Annotated in this window: 15 protein-coding genes; 12 read left to right on the top strand and 3 right to left on the bottom strand. The window is 59.9% G+C overall.

The features are described from left to right. Window positions 1–26: 26 nt before the first annotated feature. The gene (locus tag DXX3274_RS05020) at window positions 27–932 is read right to left on the bottom strand and encodes a LysR family transcriptional regulator (RefSeq protein ID WP_042858907.1); all 906 of its coding nucleotides are present in this window, start codon (window positions 930–932) and stop codon (window positions 27–29) included. Between the two features lie 121 nt (window positions 933–1053). On the opposite strand from DXX3274_RS05020, the gene DXX3274_RS05015 reads away from it, so the two are divergent. Then, complete coding sequence (locus DXX3274_RS05015) at window positions 1054–2139, top strand: tartrate dehydrogenase (protein ID WP_042858906.1); 1086 nt, start codon at window positions 1054–1056, stop codon at window positions 2137–2139. 134 nt (window positions 2140–2273) lie between these two features. On the opposite strand, the gene azuC is transcribed toward DXX3274_RS05015, so the two are convergent. Then, window positions 2274–2351, bottom strand: coding sequence for a stress response protein AzuC (azuC, locus tag DXX3274_RS24515; protein ID WP_224063015.1), 78 nt, complete (start codon window positions 2349–2351; stop codon window positions 2274–2276). Window positions 2352–2695: 344 nt separating this feature from the next. On the opposite strand from azuC, the gene DXX3274_RS05010 reads away from it, so the two are divergent. The 7 genes from DXX3274_RS05010 (at window position 2696) to DXX3274_RS04980 (ending at window position 9932) form a co-directional block, all read left to right on the top strand. Next, the gene (locus DXX3274_RS05010) at window positions 2696–3889 is read left to right on the top strand and encodes a multidrug efflux MFS transporter (protein ID WP_042858905.1); all 1194 of its coding nucleotides are present in this window, start codon (window positions 2696–2698) and stop codon (window positions 3887–3889) included. A gap of 161 nt (window positions 3890–4050) precedes the next feature. Continuing rightward, the gene (locus tag DXX3274_RS05005; protein ID WP_050569936.1) at window positions 4051–5340 is read left to right on the top strand and encodes an ABC transporter substrate-binding protein; all 1290 of its coding nucleotides are present in this window, start codon (window positions 4051–4053) and stop codon (window positions 5338–5340) included. A gap of 43 nt (window positions 5341–5383) precedes the next feature. Next, a complete protein-coding gene (locus DXX3274_RS05000; protein WP_042858904.1) occupies window positions 5384–6256 on the top strand; it encodes a carbohydrate ABC transporter permease in 873 nt (290 codons plus the stop codon). Further along, entirely contained in the window at window positions 6253–7080 is an 828-nt protein-coding gene (locus DXX3274_RS04995) for a carbohydrate ABC transporter permease (protein WP_042858902.1), read from the top strand. Before DXX3274_RS05000 ends, DXX3274_RS04995 begins: the two co-directional genes overlap by 4 nt. Before the next feature lie 9 nt (window positions 7081–7089). After that, window positions 7090–8196, top strand: coding sequence for an ABC transporter ATP-binding protein (locus tag DXX3274_RS04990; protein WP_042858901.1), 1107 nt, complete (start codon window positions 7090–7092; stop codon window positions 8194–8196). Next, window positions 8186–8953, top strand: coding sequence for an MBL fold metallo-hydrolase (locus DXX3274_RS04985; protein WP_042858899.1), 768 nt, complete (start codon window positions 8186–8188; stop codon window positions 8951–8953). Before DXX3274_RS04990 ends, DXX3274_RS04985 begins: the two co-directional genes overlap by 11 nt. Continuing rightward, window positions 8946–9932 carry a LacI family DNA-binding transcriptional regulator gene (locus DXX3274_RS04980; RefSeq protein ID WP_042858898.1) on the top strand — a complete coding sequence of 329 codons (987 nt, stop codon included), beginning with the start codon at window positions 8946–8948 and terminating at the stop codon, window positions 9930–9932. The genes DXX3274_RS04985 and DXX3274_RS04980 overlap by 8 nt, the downstream gene beginning before the upstream one ends. A gap of 98 nt (window positions 9933–10030) precedes the next feature. On the opposite strand, the gene DXX3274_RS04975 is transcribed toward DXX3274_RS04980, so the two are convergent. After that, window positions 10031–10978 carry a LysR family transcriptional regulator gene (locus tag DXX3274_RS04975; RefSeq protein ID WP_050569811.1) on the bottom strand — a complete coding sequence of 316 codons (948 nt, stop codon included), beginning with the start codon at window positions 10976–10978 and terminating at the stop codon, window positions 10031–10033. 174 nt (window positions 10979–11152) lie between these two features. Here DXX3274_RS04975 and DXX3274_RS04970 point away from each other — a divergent pair, with 174 nt between their 5' ends. The 4 genes from DXX3274_RS04970 (at window position 11153) to DXX3274_RS04955 (ending at window position 15714) form a co-directional block, all read left to right on the top strand. Beyond that, window positions 11153–12127, top strand: a complete 975-nt coding sequence (locus DXX3274_RS04970) for an alpha/beta hydrolase (RefSeq protein ID WP_042858897.1) — start codon at window positions 11153–11155, stop codon at window positions 12125–12127. 560 nt (window positions 12128–12687) lie between these two features. After that, window positions 12688–13383 (top strand): 4Fe-4S dicluster domain-containing protein, encoded by a 696-nt coding sequence (locus DXX3274_RS04965; protein WP_042858896.1) that lies wholly within the window; start codon window positions 12688–12690, stop codon window positions 13381–13383. Next, window positions 13376–14332, top strand: a complete 957-nt coding sequence (gene nrfD / locus DXX3274_RS04960) for a cytochrome c nitrite reductase subunit NrfD (protein WP_042858895.1) — start codon at window positions 13376–13378, stop codon at window positions 14330–14332. Before DXX3274_RS04965 ends, nrfD begins: the two co-directional genes overlap by 8 nt. 2 nt (window positions 14333–14334) lie before the next feature. Beyond that, complete coding sequence (locus DXX3274_RS04955; protein ID WP_042858894.1) at window positions 14335–15714, top strand: MFS transporter; 1380 nt, start codon at window positions 14335–14337, stop codon at window positions 15712–15714. The last annotated feature ends 47 nt before the right edge of the window (window positions 15715–15761 follow it).

Here is a 15761-nt window from a genome sequence, read left to right as displayed (position 1 = left end):
CCTTTCGCCTCCCCGCCGGGGAGGCGTTAACTGTTTTCCGCTTCCCCTTGCAGCAACTGCTGTTTCAGCCAGGCGATAAACGCCGAAATGCGCGCCGGCACATGCCGACGCTGCTGGTAGACCGCGTAAATGTCCGCTTCCGGCATGATGTAGTCCGGCAACAGCGCCACTAATTCACCACTGGCCAGCCAGGGGCGCACATCCCACAGCGAACGCAGGATAATGCCGTGCCCGTCCAGCGCGTAGCGCATGATCACCTCGCCGTCGTTGGCGGAAAGATTGCCGAAAGCGCGATGGGTAAACTCACGGCCGTCGCGGTAGAAACGCCATAGGCCGTAATCACTCTCGTACTGACGCAACACCAGACAGTTGTGCCCGGCCAGCTCCGCCACCGTCTGCGGCGTACCGCAGCGCGTCAGATACGCCGGCGCTGCGCACAGCACGCGCGGATTTTCCATCAACCGATGCGCCACCAGCCGGGAGTCCGGCGGCGCGCCGAAACGAATATCGATATCCACGCCGGCGTCCAGCATGTTGAGCGGCTGACTGGTAAGCTGTAGCTGCACTTCCAGCTCGCCGTGCTGGCGGGCGAAAGCGGAAATCAGCGGCGCGATATGGCGACGGCCGAAACCGAACGACGCGTTGACGGTCAGCCGCCCGCGTAGCGTTAGCTGGTTGCGGCGTACCTGACTTTCCAGTTCCTCGATTTCATGCAGAATCGGCAACGCGCCGTCGGCGTACAACTGCCCTTCCGGCGTCAAATCCAGCCGCCGGGTGGTACGCCTGATTAACTGTACCCCCAGCCGTTGCTCCAGTTGCGTCAAGCGTTTGCTGACGGCCGGCAGCGACAGCCCGCTTTCGCGCGCTACCGCCGTCAGGCTGCCGAGCGCGGCGATACGGCTGAAGAACAGCAAATCGTCGATTGCACTCATTCATTCTTCTCTTTTATTCAACAATGCCTTTACCGGAAGCGAAATTGTTTACATCGAACAGAGTAAATACACTCTCTGTTACCCAAGTGCAATCGATCAGAAAAACCGTTCAGGAGTTGCCATGTCTCAACCACGCTACCGCATTGCCGTCATCCCCGGCGACGGCATCGGCAAGGAAGTGATGCCGGAAGGGGTACGGGTGATCGCCCGTGCCGCCGAACTGTTTGATATCCGGCTGGAGTGGGAATGGTTTGATTTCGCCAGCGCCGATTACTACCTCCAGCACGGCAAGATGATGCCGGACAACTGGTTCTCACTGCTTAAGGGCTTCGACGCGATTTATTTCGGCGCGGTCGGCTGGCCGGACGTGGTGCCGGATCACGTGTCGCTGTGGCAATCGCTGCTGTTGTTCCGCCGCGAATTCGACCAATACGTCAACCTGCGCCCCTGCCGCCTGATGCCGGGCGTGAAAGCGCCGCTGGCCGGGCGCAAACCCGGCGATATCGACTTCTACATCGTGCGCGAAAACACCGAAGGCGAGTATTCCAGCGTGGGTGGCGCCATGTTCGCCGGCACCGATCGCGAAGTGGTGATTCAGGAAACGGTGATGACCCGCGTCGGCGTCGATCGCATCCTCAAATTCGCCTACGAGCTGGCGATGAAACGCCCGAAAAAACACCTGACCTCAGCCACCAAATCCAACGGCATCGCCATCACCATGCCGTACTGGGACAGCCGCGTCGCCGAAATGGGTACGCGCTATCCGGAGGTGAAGGTGGACAAATACCACATCGATATTCTTACCGCCAACTTCGTGCTGCACCCGGACTGGTTTGACGTGGTGGTCGCCAGCAACCTGTTCGGCGATATTCTGTCCGACCTCGGCCCGGCCTGCACCGGCACCATCGGCATCGCGCCGTCGGCCAACATCAATCCGGATCGCACCTTCCCCAGCCTGTTTGAACCGGTACACGGCTCGGCGCCGGATATCGCCGGCAAAGGCATCGCCAACCCGATCGGCCAAATCTGGTGCGGGGCGATGATGCTGGAGCACCTCGGCCATGACGACGCCGGCGCGGCGGTGCTCAGCGCCATTGAACGCGTGCTGGAACAGGGGCCGGAAAAGGCGCCGTTGACGCGGGATCTCGGCGGCAGCGGCAATACGACCGCGTTGGGCGAAGCAATAGCGCAGGCGCTGAGTCGGTAAGACGATGATTCGCGAAAACGATGAGCCTTTACCACACATGAGTTGAAGTAAAAGCGACGAAGCAAAAAACGAAGACATGAAAAAGGCCGCTGTCATAGCGGCCTTCTTATTAATTCTGATCTGCTCAAGGGCAATTAATGCATGGCACCCGGCGGGATGTCTTTGTAAGCATTGATGTAAGCGACCAGAAGTTTTTTCAGGAATTTACGCACGTCGATCACCTTGGTTAATGAATGATTTGTGAACTTTCTGGTAAAAGATTGTACGTTTTGTTGAATTCGGACGCAATACTTTTGTGACTCAAATCACAAAAAATTCAGAATGGCGTTTTGCTTTTCCAATCCAGCCGGATAACACGCCCCGTTCAACCGTCTGAATTAACATCATTTCCTTGCAACCAAAAACACATCAATCACCGGGGTTGGATTATTCTTTGATATATAAAATTATTTCCCGGCTAAGACAAAAGCGGCCATACTAGCGGTGTCGCGTAATTCAGCGTGGCACTGGCGCGGGAGCGACCCGGCCTTTCACTGACGACGTAAAAACCTGCCCTATGGAAACCTGGAAACTCAACCTTTTCTCCGCCTGGCTGGGATGTTTTTTTACCGGCATGGCCATGAGCCAGATACTGCCGTTCCTGCCGCTCTACATCGAACATCTGGGCGTTAGCGATCACACCGCGCTCAATCTGTGGTCCGGGCTGGTGTTCAGCTCCTCGTTTCTGATTTCGGCGATTGTCGCGCCGCTGTGGGGCAGCCTGGCCGACCGTAAAGGCCGCAAGCTGATGCTGCTGCGCGCCGCGCTCGGCATGTCGCTGGTCATGGGGCTGCAAGGCATGGCCACCAACGTCTGGCAGCTGTTTTTTCTGCGCGCGCTGATGGGGCTGACCTCCGGCTACATTCCCAACGCCATGGCGCTGATTGCCTCGCAGGTGCCGCGCAGCCGCAGCGGCTGGGCGCTTGGTACGCTGTCCACCGGGCAGGTGGCGGGAGTGCTGATCGGCCCGCTGCTCGGCGGCTTCATGGCTGATACCATCGGTCTGCGCATGGTGTTTTTCGTCACCTCCGCCATGCTGTTTATCTGCTTTCTCATTACGCTGTTCGCCATCCGTGAAAACGCCATTACCGTCAGCAAAAAAGCGCAGCTCAGCGGCCGGGCGGTATTCGCCTCGCTGCCTTATCCGCTGCTGATTGTCAGCCTGTGTTTCACCACCATGATGATCCAGATGGCGAACGGTTCCATCAGCCCGATACTGACGCTGTTCATCCGCGACCTCTCTCCCAACATCGAAAACATCGCGTTTATCAGCGGCGTCATCGCCGCCGTGCCCGGCGTCTCGGCGCTGTTGTCCGCACCGCGCCTCGGACGTCTCGGCGATCGCATCGGCTCTCAGAGAGTGCTGATCGTGGCGCTGTTTCTGTGCGCGTTGCTGTTCTTCCTGATGTCGGCGGTGCAAAGTTCGGTCCAGCTCGGCATCCTGCGCTTCGCGCTGGGTTTCGCCGACGGCGCGCTGATGCCGGCGGTGCAGGCGCTGCTGGTGAAATACAGCAGCCAGCAGGTGACCGGGCGTATTTTTGGTTATAACCAATCCTGCATGTATCTCGGCAACGTGGTCGGGCCGCTGCTCGGTTCCACCGTTTCCGCCACGCTGGGTTACCGCTGGGTGTTCCTGGTCACCGCGCTATTGGTGCTGATTAACGGCGTCCAGTTGATGGTGAGCTTTGCCCGCATGCCGAAAAAAGGCTGACATCATCACGGAAGCCGGTATCCGGCTTCCGATTGTCACCTCCGCATCTTGGATTGTTCATCCTGCTTTCATGTTTCTGTCATCCTCGTCGCCAAAGATAGCGCCTGTGCAAACGTATGCACTCCTGACAAAAGGCGCTCACTATGTTTGGCAAAAGAACCATGTTTGGCAAAAACACGTTTAGCCAAAAACCGTTTGGCAACACCACTCTGACAGCAAAACCGCACAGCAAGAAAACCCTTTCCCGCCTGCTGCTCGCCGCCGGTCTGGCGTGCAGCATGGCGTCGCAAGCCGCCGACCTGGTGATTGCCGGGCGCGATGACGTTTACGGCAAGGCGCTCGACAGTACGCTGGCCCGCTTTCAGCAACAGCATCCCGGCAAGCAGATCGAACTGCTGAAGCTGCCCTACGCCAACCTGTATGAAAAACTGGTGATTTCCCTGCGGGAAAACGCCTCAGCCTACGATTTGATGTTGATGGACGACAGCTGGAGCCCGGAATTCGCCGGTAACGGCTGGATCCAGCCGCTGCCGGACAGCCTGCAAAGCAGCGACTTCATTCCGGCGGTGCTGAACGTTTCGCGCGTGCCGGAAAACGGCGGTCCGGTCTATAGCCTGCCGGTGGTCGGCAACGTAGCGATGTTCGCCTACCGTCAGGACCTGTTCGACAAACACCAGCTCAAAGCGCCCGCCAGTTGGGACGCGGTGCTGAGCGATGCAAAAACCCTGCAACAGCAGGAACCGGGCGTCTCCGGCGTGGTGTTCCGCGGCATGAAGGGCAACCCGATTGTTTCCGGCTTTATGCCGATGCTGTGGGCCTACGGCGGCAACGTGATCACTAACGGCAAAGCGTCGCTGGATTCGCCGCAGGCGTTGCAGGCGCTCAATACCCTGAAGGCGCTGAAGGCATTCGCTCCCACCGGGGTGGAAGTGTACAACGCCGCCGACGTGCGTCAGGCAATGGAGCAGGGTAAAGCGGCGATGGCGATCGAAGTGTGGCCGGCCTGGGCGTCCACGCTGGACGACGCCGCCAAATCCAAAGTGGTCGGCAACATGACGCTGCAACCGGCGCCGGGGCAGACCGCCGGTCCGTCGCCTATGCTCGGCATCTGGCAGATGGCCGTCGCCAAAAACAGCCAGCACAGCGAACTGGCGCAGCAATTCCTGAGCTACCTGACCAGCGCCGAAAACCAGAAAGCGCTGGCGCTGGAACTGGGTCTGCCGCCAACCCGCCGCAGCGTGTATCAGGATGCGCAGGTGGTGCAGAAGTACCGCTGGTACCCGGCGCAACTGGCCGCGCTGGAAGCAGGCAAAGCGCGTCCGCGCATCCGCAACTGGCAGGAAGTGGAAAGCATCCTCGGCGACTACCTGCAATTGGCGCTGATGGATCAGATGCCGGCGCAGGTAGCGTTGCAACAGGCCAATCAGAAGATCGCGCAGGTACTGAAATAACCGCTGTCGGGCGGGCCACGGCCCGCTCATTCAAGGACATCCCATGCATTTTGACTCCCGCTGGCAACGCTGGCTGCTGCTGATGCCCGCCGCCGCGCTGCTGTTGCTGCTGACGCTCTATCCCATCGGCCAGATGCTGCTTTACTCCTTCAGCAAGGTGGATTACGCCGCCGCCAGCCGCAGTTGGGTCGGGCTGGAAAACTACCGCCAGTTGTTCGCCGACTGGTTCTTCACCACCAGTCTGAAAAACACCCTGCTGTTCTCGTTCGGCAGTTCGCTGTTGCAGGTGCTGCTGGGGCTGGCGCTGGCGTTGTTGCTATATCGCCATTTTCCCGGCCGCCAGTGGGTGCTGAGCCTGCTCATCTACCCGATGATGATCTCCACGCTGGTGTGCTCGGCTATCTGGCGCGTCTGGTTTCATTACGATTTCGGCCTGCTCAACAACTGCCTGACCGCGCTGGGCCTGATGCCGCAGCCGTGGCTATCCAGCCCGCATCTGGCGTTGTGGTCGCTGATGCTGGTGGATATCTGGCAGTGGACGCCGATGGCCTGCCTGATAATCCTTGCCGGGTTGCAGGCGATTCCCAAAGACGTGCTGGAAGCCGCGCAAAGCGACGGCGCCAACGGCTGGAGACGGCTGTGGTACGTCACGCTGCCGCTGATCCGCCAGCCTGTCATGCTGGCGCTGCTGCTGCGTTCCATCGACACCTTCAAGCTGTTCGACAAAGTGTACGCCCTGACCGGCGGCGGCCCCGGTTACGCCACCGAAACCCTGTCGCTCTATATCTATCAGCAGGGCTTCAAGTTCTTCAATCTGGGGCTCGCCAGCGCCGGCGCGGTGATCATGCTGCTGTTCGCCGCGGCAATGAGCCTGGTCTACGCCTGGCAATTGATGCGCGGAGGGAAAAACGCATGAGACTCCCCTACTGGCTGATGGCGCTGCGTGCGCTGGCGCTGACCGTCGCGCTGCTGTTTTTTACCCTGCCGATCCTGTGGATGGTGGCGGCGGCGTTTAAATCCACCGCTGAATTCTCCAGCCTGAGCAGCCCGTTCTGGCCGCAGCAGTGGACGCTCACTCACCTGAAGAGCCTGCTGAATAACGGCGTCGGCGAGCGGCTGTTTAATACCTTGTGGGTGGCCGCCGGCGCCACCGCGTTATCGCTGCTGACCGGGTTTCTGGCCGCCTACACGCTGGCGCGCCACCGCTTTCCGACGCGGCTCGACAGCCTGTTCCTGCTGCTGGTGCTGCTGATCAAGATGATGCCGCCGATGGTGGTGGCGATCCCGCTCTATTCGCTGCTCAAATCGCTGCACCTGCTCAACAGCCTGACCGGGCTGATGCTGGCTTATCAGGTTTACACCTTGCCGTTCTGCATCTGGATGCTGCTCAGTTTTATCCGCGACGTGCCGCTGTCGCTGGAAGAAGCCGCGGCGATGGACGGCGCCGGGCTATGGCGGCGGCTGCGCTACATCGTGCTGCCGGTGTGCGCCCCCGGTCTGGTCGCCACGGCGATCTTCACCCTGATCATGGCGTGGAACGAATTTTTGTTCGCTCTGCTGTACCTGCAAACCCCACAGCAGTTCACGCTGCCGCTGTTTATCGCCAACTTCATGACCGAAAACCAGATCTACTGGGGAGAACTGATGAGCATCGGGCTGCTGTCTTCGCTGCCGGTGCTGCTGATGGCGGGCTTTGTTCAACGTTATTTGCTGCGCGGCTTTGCCGTCAGCCAGAAATAGGACTCGCAGATGAGTGAATTACGGTTACATCAGGTCGCCAAGCGTTACGGTCGTCAGCCGGTGCTGCACGGCATCGATCTGCATATCCGGCAGGGAGAACTGGTGGTGTTCGTCGGCCCGTCCGGCTGCGGTAAGTCAACCCTGCTGCGCACCATCGCCGGGCTGGAAGAGCAGGACAGCGGCCAGATCCTGCTGGGCGACGAGGACATTTCACGCCAGCCGCCGGGCCAGCGGGAAATGGCGATGGTGTTTCAGTCCTACGCGCTCTACCCGCACATGACCGTGGCGGAAAACATGGGTTTCGCGCTGAAAATGGCCGGCGAACGGCGTCAGGCGATTGAAGAGAAAGTGGCGCAGGTGGCGGAGATGCTGCAACTGACGCCGTTGCTGCACCGCAAACCCGGCGCGCTCTCCGGCGGCCAGCGTCAGCGGGTGGCGATTGGCCGCGCTATCGTGCGTAAACCACGCCTGTTTCTGTTTGACGAACCGCTGTCCAATCTGGACGCCAAACTCCGCACTCACACCCGGGTGCAACTGAAAGCGCTGCACCAGCAACTGGCCGCCACCATGATTTACGTCACCCACGATCAGGTGGAAGCGATGACGCTGGCCGACCGCATCGTGGTGCTGCATGAAGGCCGCATCGCCCAGGTGGGTACGCCGGAGGAGCTGTACCACCAGCCCGCCAATACCTTCGTCGCCGGGTTTATCGGCACGCCGGAAATGAACTTTTTCCCGTTGCCGCCCGGCAAAATGCTGTCGCCCGGCCAAGTGCTGTCGCCCGATCAAATGCTGTCGCCGTGGCTGCAACGGCTGGCGCGTGATGAACGCGCCGCCACCCTCGGCGTTCGCCCGGACGCCTTTGACATCACCGAAGGCATTCCGACCTTTAAGGTCGATCTGGTGGAAAATCTGGGCGCGCAGTATCACCTGCACGGCCACTTCATCCACGAGCCTTGTCTGACATTGGTGGTGGAAGGCCGCCACCCGGCGCGCATCGGCCAGGAGCTGGCGTTGCAGGTTGCGCCGGAACGTTGTCACTGGTTTGACGCGGCCGGTCAGCGTTTGCCGCAGCCCCCGCTTACCGCCGGGCAGGAGAGCCAGCATGGAACTTGAAATTCTCGGCAGCGGCGAAGCCTATGACAGCCAACGGGTCAACGCCGCGATACGGGTCAGCGAAGGCGGATTCCAGTTGCTGGTGGATTGCGGCCCGACCGTACCGCAGGCGCTGTGGCAGCGCCAAACCGCGCCGGACGACATTCACGCCATCTACATTACCCATGCGCATCCCGACCACGCGCTCGGCCTGACCACCTGGCTTAACTGGTGCGAATCCTGTGGGCGTACCGCGCCGCTGACGATTATCGCGCCGCGTCAGCAACTGCCGCAGTTGCAGCGTCTGGCGGATTTCGCCTTCTGGCCCGCCGGCCGGCCGCTGTTTACCCTTAGCTGGCAGGACAGCGAAGACCTGAGCGAATTGGGGCCGTGGCGCTGCCAGACCGCGCCGACCCGCCACTCGGTGCCCAACCGTTCCCTGTGGCTCGACGGCGAACAGGGGTCGCTATTCTATAGCGGCGACGGTCAGCTGACGCCCGCGGGCGCCGCGTTACTGGCCCGCTCGGATCTGGCGCTGGTGGAGTGTTTTTCGCCGCAGGCGGCGGACAATGCCTACCACGGCAACTGGCCGCAGGTGCAGACGCTGGCGCGTAAACCGGGCGCGCCGTTAGGTCTGTACCACGTGCAGCAGTCGCAAAAAACGGCGCTGCAACAGGTTATCGCCGCCTCGCCCGGCGTGTTTCTACCGGAACAGGGCGACCGGGCGCAATGCCGCAACGGGAGCTGGCACGTCATCAGGGGAGCAGGACATGAATAAGAAACGCATCACCTCGATTGATGTCGCCCGCTGCGCCGGCGTTTCGGCATCGGCGGTATCACGCACCTATTCCGCGCCGGGTAAGGTCAGTCAGGCGACCCGCTCACGGGTGCTGGCGGCGGCGAATGAACTGGGCTATCGCCCCAATGCGCTGGCGCGGGCGCTGGTCAATTCCGGGCGACAAGGATCCGGCATCGTGGCGGTGGTGATGGGCGAATTCGACAACCCGTTCCAGCCCTGGCTGTTCAGCCTGCTGACGCAGGCGTTGCAACAACACGGACTGGTGCCGATGCTGGTCAGCGTCACCGAACAATGCGACATCCGCGCCCGGCTACAGCAGGCGCAGTCGTGGCAGGTGGAAGCGGCGATCATCTCCGCCGGCAGCCTGTCGCGGGAAGCTACCGAACGCTGTCTGGAACTGTCGCTGCCGATGGTGCTGATGGGTCGGGAGGACCAGCGTGAAACCGTCACCGCGGTGCTGTCCGACAACCGGCTGGCGGGCGAACTGGCGGCGGACCACCTGATCTCGCTGGGGCTGACCCGGCTGGCTTATATCGGCGGCCGGCAGGACGGGCAGGCGTCGCTGGAACGACTGGCGGGGTTTCGTCAGCGGTTGGCCCATCGCGGCCTGCCGGATCCTGTCGTGACGGATAACCCGGACTACGCCTACCACAGCGGCTATCACGCCATGTGCCGATTGCAGCAACAGCATCCGATGGTCGAAGGCGTGTTCTGCGCCTGCGACGCGCTGGCCTTCGGCGCCCTTGACGCCCTGCGCCTGACCAGCGGCCCGACGTGCAAGGTGGTGGGCTGCGACGATACCCCGCAGGCGGCCTGGGAAGGATACCGCCTGACCACCGTCCGCCAGCCGGTGGAGCTGTTGGTGGAGCAGGTCATGCGCCACCTGCAACAGGTGCTGAGCGGCGAAGCGCAGAAAGGGGAAACCGTCCGTATTAAACCGACGCTGATCGTTCGTTAACCGCATGTAGCCAAATCACGAATGAGCCGCGTACCGCGCTCAGGCTGCAATCGGGCGATGGTCGTCGCCCGATTGCTGTTTTCCTTTTCCATAAGCCGTTATCCACGCGGCATCGGGTCACGCGACATTGGATCGCGCAAGGTTGGATCACGCAACATCGGATGATGCCGTTCCATAAAATCCAGAAAGCGGCGCACCATCGGAATGCCGGCGCTGCGTTTAAGATAACTCACCGCAAACGTGCGAGTGATCGGCGTCGCCACCGGACGAATCACGATATCGTAGCCCTTCAGGCTGCTCGCCACCGAGGTGCACAGAAACACCACCCCGCCGTGATGCATCACCAGATCCATTATGATGTCGAGATTGCTGCATTCCCGAAAGCAGGTGTCTTCCAACCCGGCGCGGCTGAACGCCGTCGACACCGCCGCATGCTCGCCGGTGCCTTTCTGCGGCACGATCGGCCGCTCCTGCGCCAGCTGATGGAGCGTCAGGCTCGGTTGAGCCGCCAGCGGATGGTCGGCCGCCATCACCGCCACCAGATTATCGTCCAGGAAAATGGTATGGCTGAACAACGGGTCCTGCAGATAGTCGTCGAACGGCGTAGAGAGCGACACGTGGATCTCGGCGTTTCTCACCTTTTCCAGCAGGTCGCTGCTGACGCCGTCGATAAAAGACAGCTCGATATTCGGGTGCTGTTTTTGAAACAGCGTGAAGACATCGTAATATTTTAGCCGGTTGAAAATCGGAATCACCCCCACCATTAGGGCACCGTCCTGACTGTCTTCGTACGACTGCACAAATTGCTCGACGTCATAATATTCCCGGATCAGCGGTTTGATTTTGTCATCAAACGCTTCGCCGAATGGCGTCAACGCGAATTGCCGGGTGGTGCGATTAATCAGTTTCCTTTCCAGCTCCTGCTCCAGCCGGGATATTTCCTGGGAAAGAAACGCCTGTGAGATATTGAGTGATTTGGCTGCACGGGTAAAACTCCCTTTCCGCACCAGCTCATGGTAATAAAGTGCTCGCTTGATACTTATCATGATTATATTTATTTATAACCTTAACGAATATTAATTATATTAAATTACAAAAATACTAATGTGAGATTAAGCACATTTGTATTAATCCCAGCCGTGATAGCCTGCGTCCTGATTTTTTCCTTCCTGTATTGATACGACAAGCATTGGCTAAATAATAATTTTAAGGAATACTTCATGCGTACCCTCCCGCTAAAAATGATACTGTTGTCCGCTGTTACCATTACCGGAGCCGCACAAGTGACAAGCGCCATGGCCGCAGACAACATTCATGAATTAACCCTGACGCCCCGTCAGCCAGTGGTTAAACTGATTTCCGACGTGGTTTACTCCCAGGTGCCGATGCGCGGTTATGCCAACGTGGCATTGAAAATGGACATTCTGCAGCCGGAAGCGAAATCACCGCAGCCCGCCGTACTGTTCATCACCGGCGGCGGCTTCATCAACGCCAATAAAGACAGCTACATCCAGCAGCGGCTGAAGCTGGCGGAAGCCGGCTACGTGGTCGCCAGTATGGAGTACCGCGTGGCGCCGACCGTGCTGTTCCCGGCGCCGCTGGAAGACGTCAAATCCGCCATTCGCTACCTGCGCGCCAACGCGAATAAATTCGGCATCGATGCCTCGCATGTGGCGGTATTCGGCGCTTCCGCCGGCGGCTATCTGGCGGCGTTTGCCGGCACCACCAACGGCAACAAGCAGTTTGACCGCGGCGAACACCTCGACCAGAGCAGCCAGGTACAGGCGGTGATCGATTTCTACGGCCTGTCGGACCTGACCCGCGTCGGCGAAGGTTTCCCGGACGAGGTAGTGCAGAAACACGCCTCGCCGTCCTCCACCGAAGCTATCTGGGTCAACGGCACTTCGGTGTTCAATGAGGGCGGCCCGATTACCCGCTTCCCGGAGAAAACCGCCGCCGCCAACCCCATCACCTACATCGGCCAGCATACCCCGCCGTTTTTGATCATGCACGGCAGCGCCGATACGCTGGTTTCACCGCGTCAGACCGAAATCCTGCACCGGGCGCTGATAGCCCACGGCATCGACAGCACCTACTACGTGGTGAAAGGCGCCGAGCATGGCGGCGTTTACTGGCTGCAACCAGAGATTATGCAGAAAGTGATCCAGTTCCTTGATCGTCATTTGAAACCATAATGGCTGATGGTCATGGCGGTTAACAGACAGCCAGGCACAGTTTTTAACGCTGGGAAAAACCGTCGCATTGTATTTAAAAAATTTGTCTGCCATCTGAAACGCCTCGCTGGAGGCGTTTTTATTTTCTTAACTTTTATATTCCCGGATAAAAAAACCTGCTTCGAACGTTAATTCTTGCGCCAAATCATTTTCATTTATTTTCACCAAAATAGACTTTTCTCTCGCAAGTCAAAAAAGACATTTCAATAACAACGTGAAACAATAAAATAACAGCAAGAATAAAAAACGAGACAATAATAACATCACCACGCCAGTTATCGTATTTTGCAATTATTTTTATCCGGATATACAAAAAATTAAATGTGAAGCGTGCCACATATCCCGCCAGGTACGCATGTTCCAATTATTCACACCAACAGGTTTTATTTCCCGACACACGGGCTTTGTCGCTATTTATCGCGCTCACTGAATACAGATGAGTAAGAAAATTAAAAATTGATTTATTGCTGAGCAGATATCGGTTGCGCCAGATCCGATATCTACCTCTGAAAGGTTATTTTATGGAAAATTACACCCGACGCCGCTTTATTGCCATCATGGGCAGCGCGCTGGCCGTCTCCGGCAGCGGTTTGCCGGCGGTCGCGCAGGACACGGCAACGCCCAGCGGCCCGCGCCCCGTTAAATACGGCATACTGCATAACGAGCTACGCTGTATCGGCTGCAAAGCCTGCATGAGCGCCTGCCGCAAAACCAATCAGGTGCCGGAGGGCGTCACCCGGCTGGACATTCTGCAAACCGTCGATATCCCCGCCACCGACAGCAGTAAACCGATCAAACAGTTCTTCCGCCAGTCCTGCCAGCACTGCGATAACCCGCCCTGCGTATCGGTCTGCCCGACCGGCGCGTCGTTCAAGGACGCGCTGACCGGCATTGTCGATGTCAACGACAAGCGTTGCGTCGGCTGCCGCTACTGTATCGCCGCCTGCCCGTACCACGTGCGCTTTATCAATCCACAGACCCACACCGCGGATAAGTGCAACTTCTGTCGGGAAACCAATCTGGCGGCGGGCAAAAGACCGGCCTGCGTCGAGATCTGCCCGACCAAAGCGCTGGTGTTCGGCGATCTCAACGATCCGGATAGCGAGATCTCGAAAATGATCAAAAACAATCCGATCTACCGCAGCAAAGTCTATCTGGGCACCGGCCCCAACCTCTACCGCATCCCCGGTAAATACGGAGAGAGCGACCATGCATGACGCTTTTCACTTTCACTCGCTGGTGTGGGACTGGCCGATTGCGGTGTACCTGCTGCTGGTGGGGATCTCATCCGGGATGATGACGCTCACCCTGCTGTTTCGCCGCTATGTGCCGCAGGAGTATCAACACGCCAATCCGCTGGTCGTCGCCACCGCTATCGTGGCGCCGCTGTCGGTCATGCTGGGATTGCTGATTCTGATTTTCCATCTGGCCAGGCCGCTGACCTTCTGGTATCTGCTGCTGTTCTACAACCCGACGTCCATCATGTCGCTGGGTGTAATGCTGTTTCAGGTGTACTTGCTGGTGATGCTGCTGTGGCTGCTCGCGCTGTATCGCCAGCCATTGCTGGGCTGGTGCGAAAACCGCCTGTCCGCTCGCCTGCATCAGAGGTTCGCCAGCCTGCTGAACGTCTTCGTTCGCCGTATCCGCCTGCTGGAAAACCTGCTGCTGGCGCTGGCGCTGCTACTGGGCTGTTATACCGGCTTTCTGCTCTCGGCGCTGAAGTCGTTCCCGCTGCTGAACAACCCGCTGCTGCCGGTGCTGTTTCTGGTATCCGGCGTGACCTCCGGCATCGCCGTGATGCTGTTGGTGGCGTCATCGTCGCGCTGGCGCGACGCCTGCCCGCAAACGCTGCACTTTTTGCACCAGTTGGAAAAACCGGTGGCGATTATCGAACTGTGTCTGCTGTTCGCCTTTTTCATCGGCCTGCTGCTGGGCGGCGGACAGAAAACCGTCGCGGCGCAGGCGGCGTTGAGCGGCTTCTGGGGCGCGGTGTTCTGGCTGGGGATTCTGGGAGCCGGCATTCTCGTTCCGATGGCGGCCGGCGCCGTGCCGGCGTGGCGTCATGCCGGCGGCCGACTGACGCTGACTACGGCCACACTTAGCCTGATCGGCGTATTTTTACTGCGACTGTTCGTGCTGTACGCCGGACAGATGACGGTGGCCTGATCATGCCTGGCTCACGCGCGCTGTTCTGGCTGGCGTCGGTGGCGTTCTTCATGCAATCGCTGGATACCACCATGCTGTATGTCGCCATTCCGGCGATAGCGCGCACGCTGCACCAGCCGGTACTGCGCATGGAGCCGGTCGTGATGGCTTACCTCGTCGCCGTGGTGGCGTTCACCCCGCTCAACAGCTGGCTGAGCCAGCGACTGGGAGAACGGCGCACCTGCCAGTTGGCACTGCTGACGTTCATCGCCGGCGCGCTGTTGTGCAGCCAGGCCGCATCGGCCGCCGTACTGGCGCTCTGCCGCTGCCTGCAAGGCGCCGGCGGGGCGTTGTTGCTGCCGGTGCTCCGCACTCAGGCGCTGCGCGCCACTACGCCCGAGCAAAAACTGCCTTTTCTTAACCGCATGACGCTGCTCGGCCTGCTTGGCACCCTGAGCGGTCCGCTGGCGGGCAGCCTGCTGACCGATGCCTTAAGCTGGCGCGCTATTTTCCTCGCGCCGATCCCGCTGTCGCTGGTGTGCCTGTGGCTGACCGGATACGCCATTCCGGATGGCGTCGCGCCGTCGGCGCGCCGTATTCCACTACGTAGCCTGCTGCTGCTGACCACCGCGCTGTCGTTGTTCGCATTGTTGCTGGTCGCCGCCCCCAAAAATCTGCTGCCGCTGCCAGTGTTGGCGCTGATTACGCTGGCGGGCAGCGGCTGTGGCTGGCTGTATCTGCGCGGCGATCGTCATGCGCGCGAAGCGCTGCTGCCCGCCTCGCTGTTCGGCATCCGCACCTTTTATGTCGGCGTGTGGGGCGGTGTGCTGACCCGGCTGCTGCTGGCGTCGATACCGGTGCTGATTTCGCTGGTGACCCAGACCACGCTGGGTCTGACGCCGGCTACCGCCGGGATCATCATGCTGCTGTTTTCCGCCGGCGCCCTGCTCGCCAAGCTGCTGTTTGAACCGCTGGTGCGTCGCGCCGGTTATCGCCAGTTGCTGATCGCAACTACGCTGCTGGCGGCCATCGCGGTGCTGGCGCTCGGCGCCGCCATCCAGCACCGGTCGCTGCCGTGCATCGGCGCGCTGTCCGGCCTGCTCGGCGTGCTAACGGCGCTGCTGCACTCGGCGGAAAGCACGCTCGCCTGCTGCCATCTGGAAAACGACGCCTGCAATAGCGGCAACAACATCCTGCTGCTTAGCCAACTGCTGGCGGTGATGCTGAGCATGGCGCTGACCTTTCCGGCGCTGCGGGCGCTATCGCGCCTGTCGCCGTGGCTGCACATCGGCCCGTTCAGCCTGCTGTTCGCGCTGCTCGGGGTCGGGCTGGCGCTGAGCTGCCTGCTGTTTCGCCATCTCGGCCATGAGGACGGAAACGTATTGCTGTCGCCCTCTTCCTGAGCGGGCGGCCCGGTTTTTTCATTAATCAACATGTCGTTAATCAACAG

Source organism: Dickeya sp. NCPPB 3274, assembly GCF_000406205.1.
In the GTDB taxonomy this organism is placed as follows: Bacteria; Pseudomonadota; Gammaproteobacteria; order Enterobacterales; family Enterobacteriaceae; genus Dickeya; species Dickeya fangzhongdai.
This window is presented reverse-complemented; position numbering and strand designations above follow the sequence as displayed.

Coding starts and splice junctions, on each gene's coding strand:
- DXX3274_RS05020 (WP_042858907.1), bottom strand. CDS start 932: ATGAGTGCAATCGACGATTTGCTGTTCTTCAGCCGTATCGCCGCGCTC.
- DXX3274_RS05015 (WP_042858906.1), top strand. CDS start 1,054: ATGTCTCAACCACGCTACCGCATTGCCGTCATCCCCGGCGACGGCATC.
- DXX3274_RS05010 (WP_042858905.1), top strand. CDS start 2,696: ATGGAAACCTGGAAACTCAACCTTTTCTCCGCCTGGCTGGGATGTTTT.
- DXX3274_RS05005 (WP_050569936.1), top strand. CDS start 4,051: ATGTTTGGCAAAAACACGTTTAGCCAAAAACCGTTTGGCAACACCACT.
- DXX3274_RS05000 (WP_042858904.1), top strand. CDS start 5,384: ATGCATTTTGACTCCCGCTGGCAACGCTGGCTGCTGCTGATGCCCGCC.
- DXX3274_RS04995 (WP_042858902.1), top strand. CDS start 6,253: ATGAGACTCCCCTACTGGCTGATGGCGCTGCGTGCGCTGGCGCTGACC.
- DXX3274_RS04990 (WP_042858901.1), top strand. CDS start 7,090: ATGAGTGAATTACGGTTACATCAGGTCGCCAAGCGTTACGGTCGTCAG.
- DXX3274_RS04985 (WP_042858899.1), top strand. CDS start 8,186: ATGGAACTTGAAATTCTCGGCAGCGGCGAAGCCTATGACAGCCAACGG.
- DXX3274_RS04980 (WP_042858898.1), top strand. CDS start 8,946: ATGAATAAGAAACGCATCACCTCGATTGATGTCGCCCGCTGCGCCGGC.
- DXX3274_RS04975 (WP_050569811.1), bottom strand. CDS start 10,978: ATGATAAGTATCAAGCGAGCACTTTATTACCATGAGCTGGTGCGGAAA.
- DXX3274_RS04970 (WP_042858897.1), top strand. CDS start 11,153: ATGCGTACCCTCCCGCTAAAAATGATACTGTTGTCCGCTGTTACCATT.
- DXX3274_RS04965 (WP_042858896.1), top strand. CDS start 12,688: ATGGAAAATTACACCCGACGCCGCTTTATTGCCATCATGGGCAGCGCG.
- nrfD (WP_042858895.1), top strand. CDS start 13,376: ATGCATGACGCTTTTCACTTTCACTCGCTGGTGTGGGACTGGCCGATT.
- DXX3274_RS04955 (WP_042858894.1), top strand. CDS start 14,335: ATGCCTGGCTCACGCGCGCTGTTCTGGCTGGCGTCGGTGGCGTTCTTC.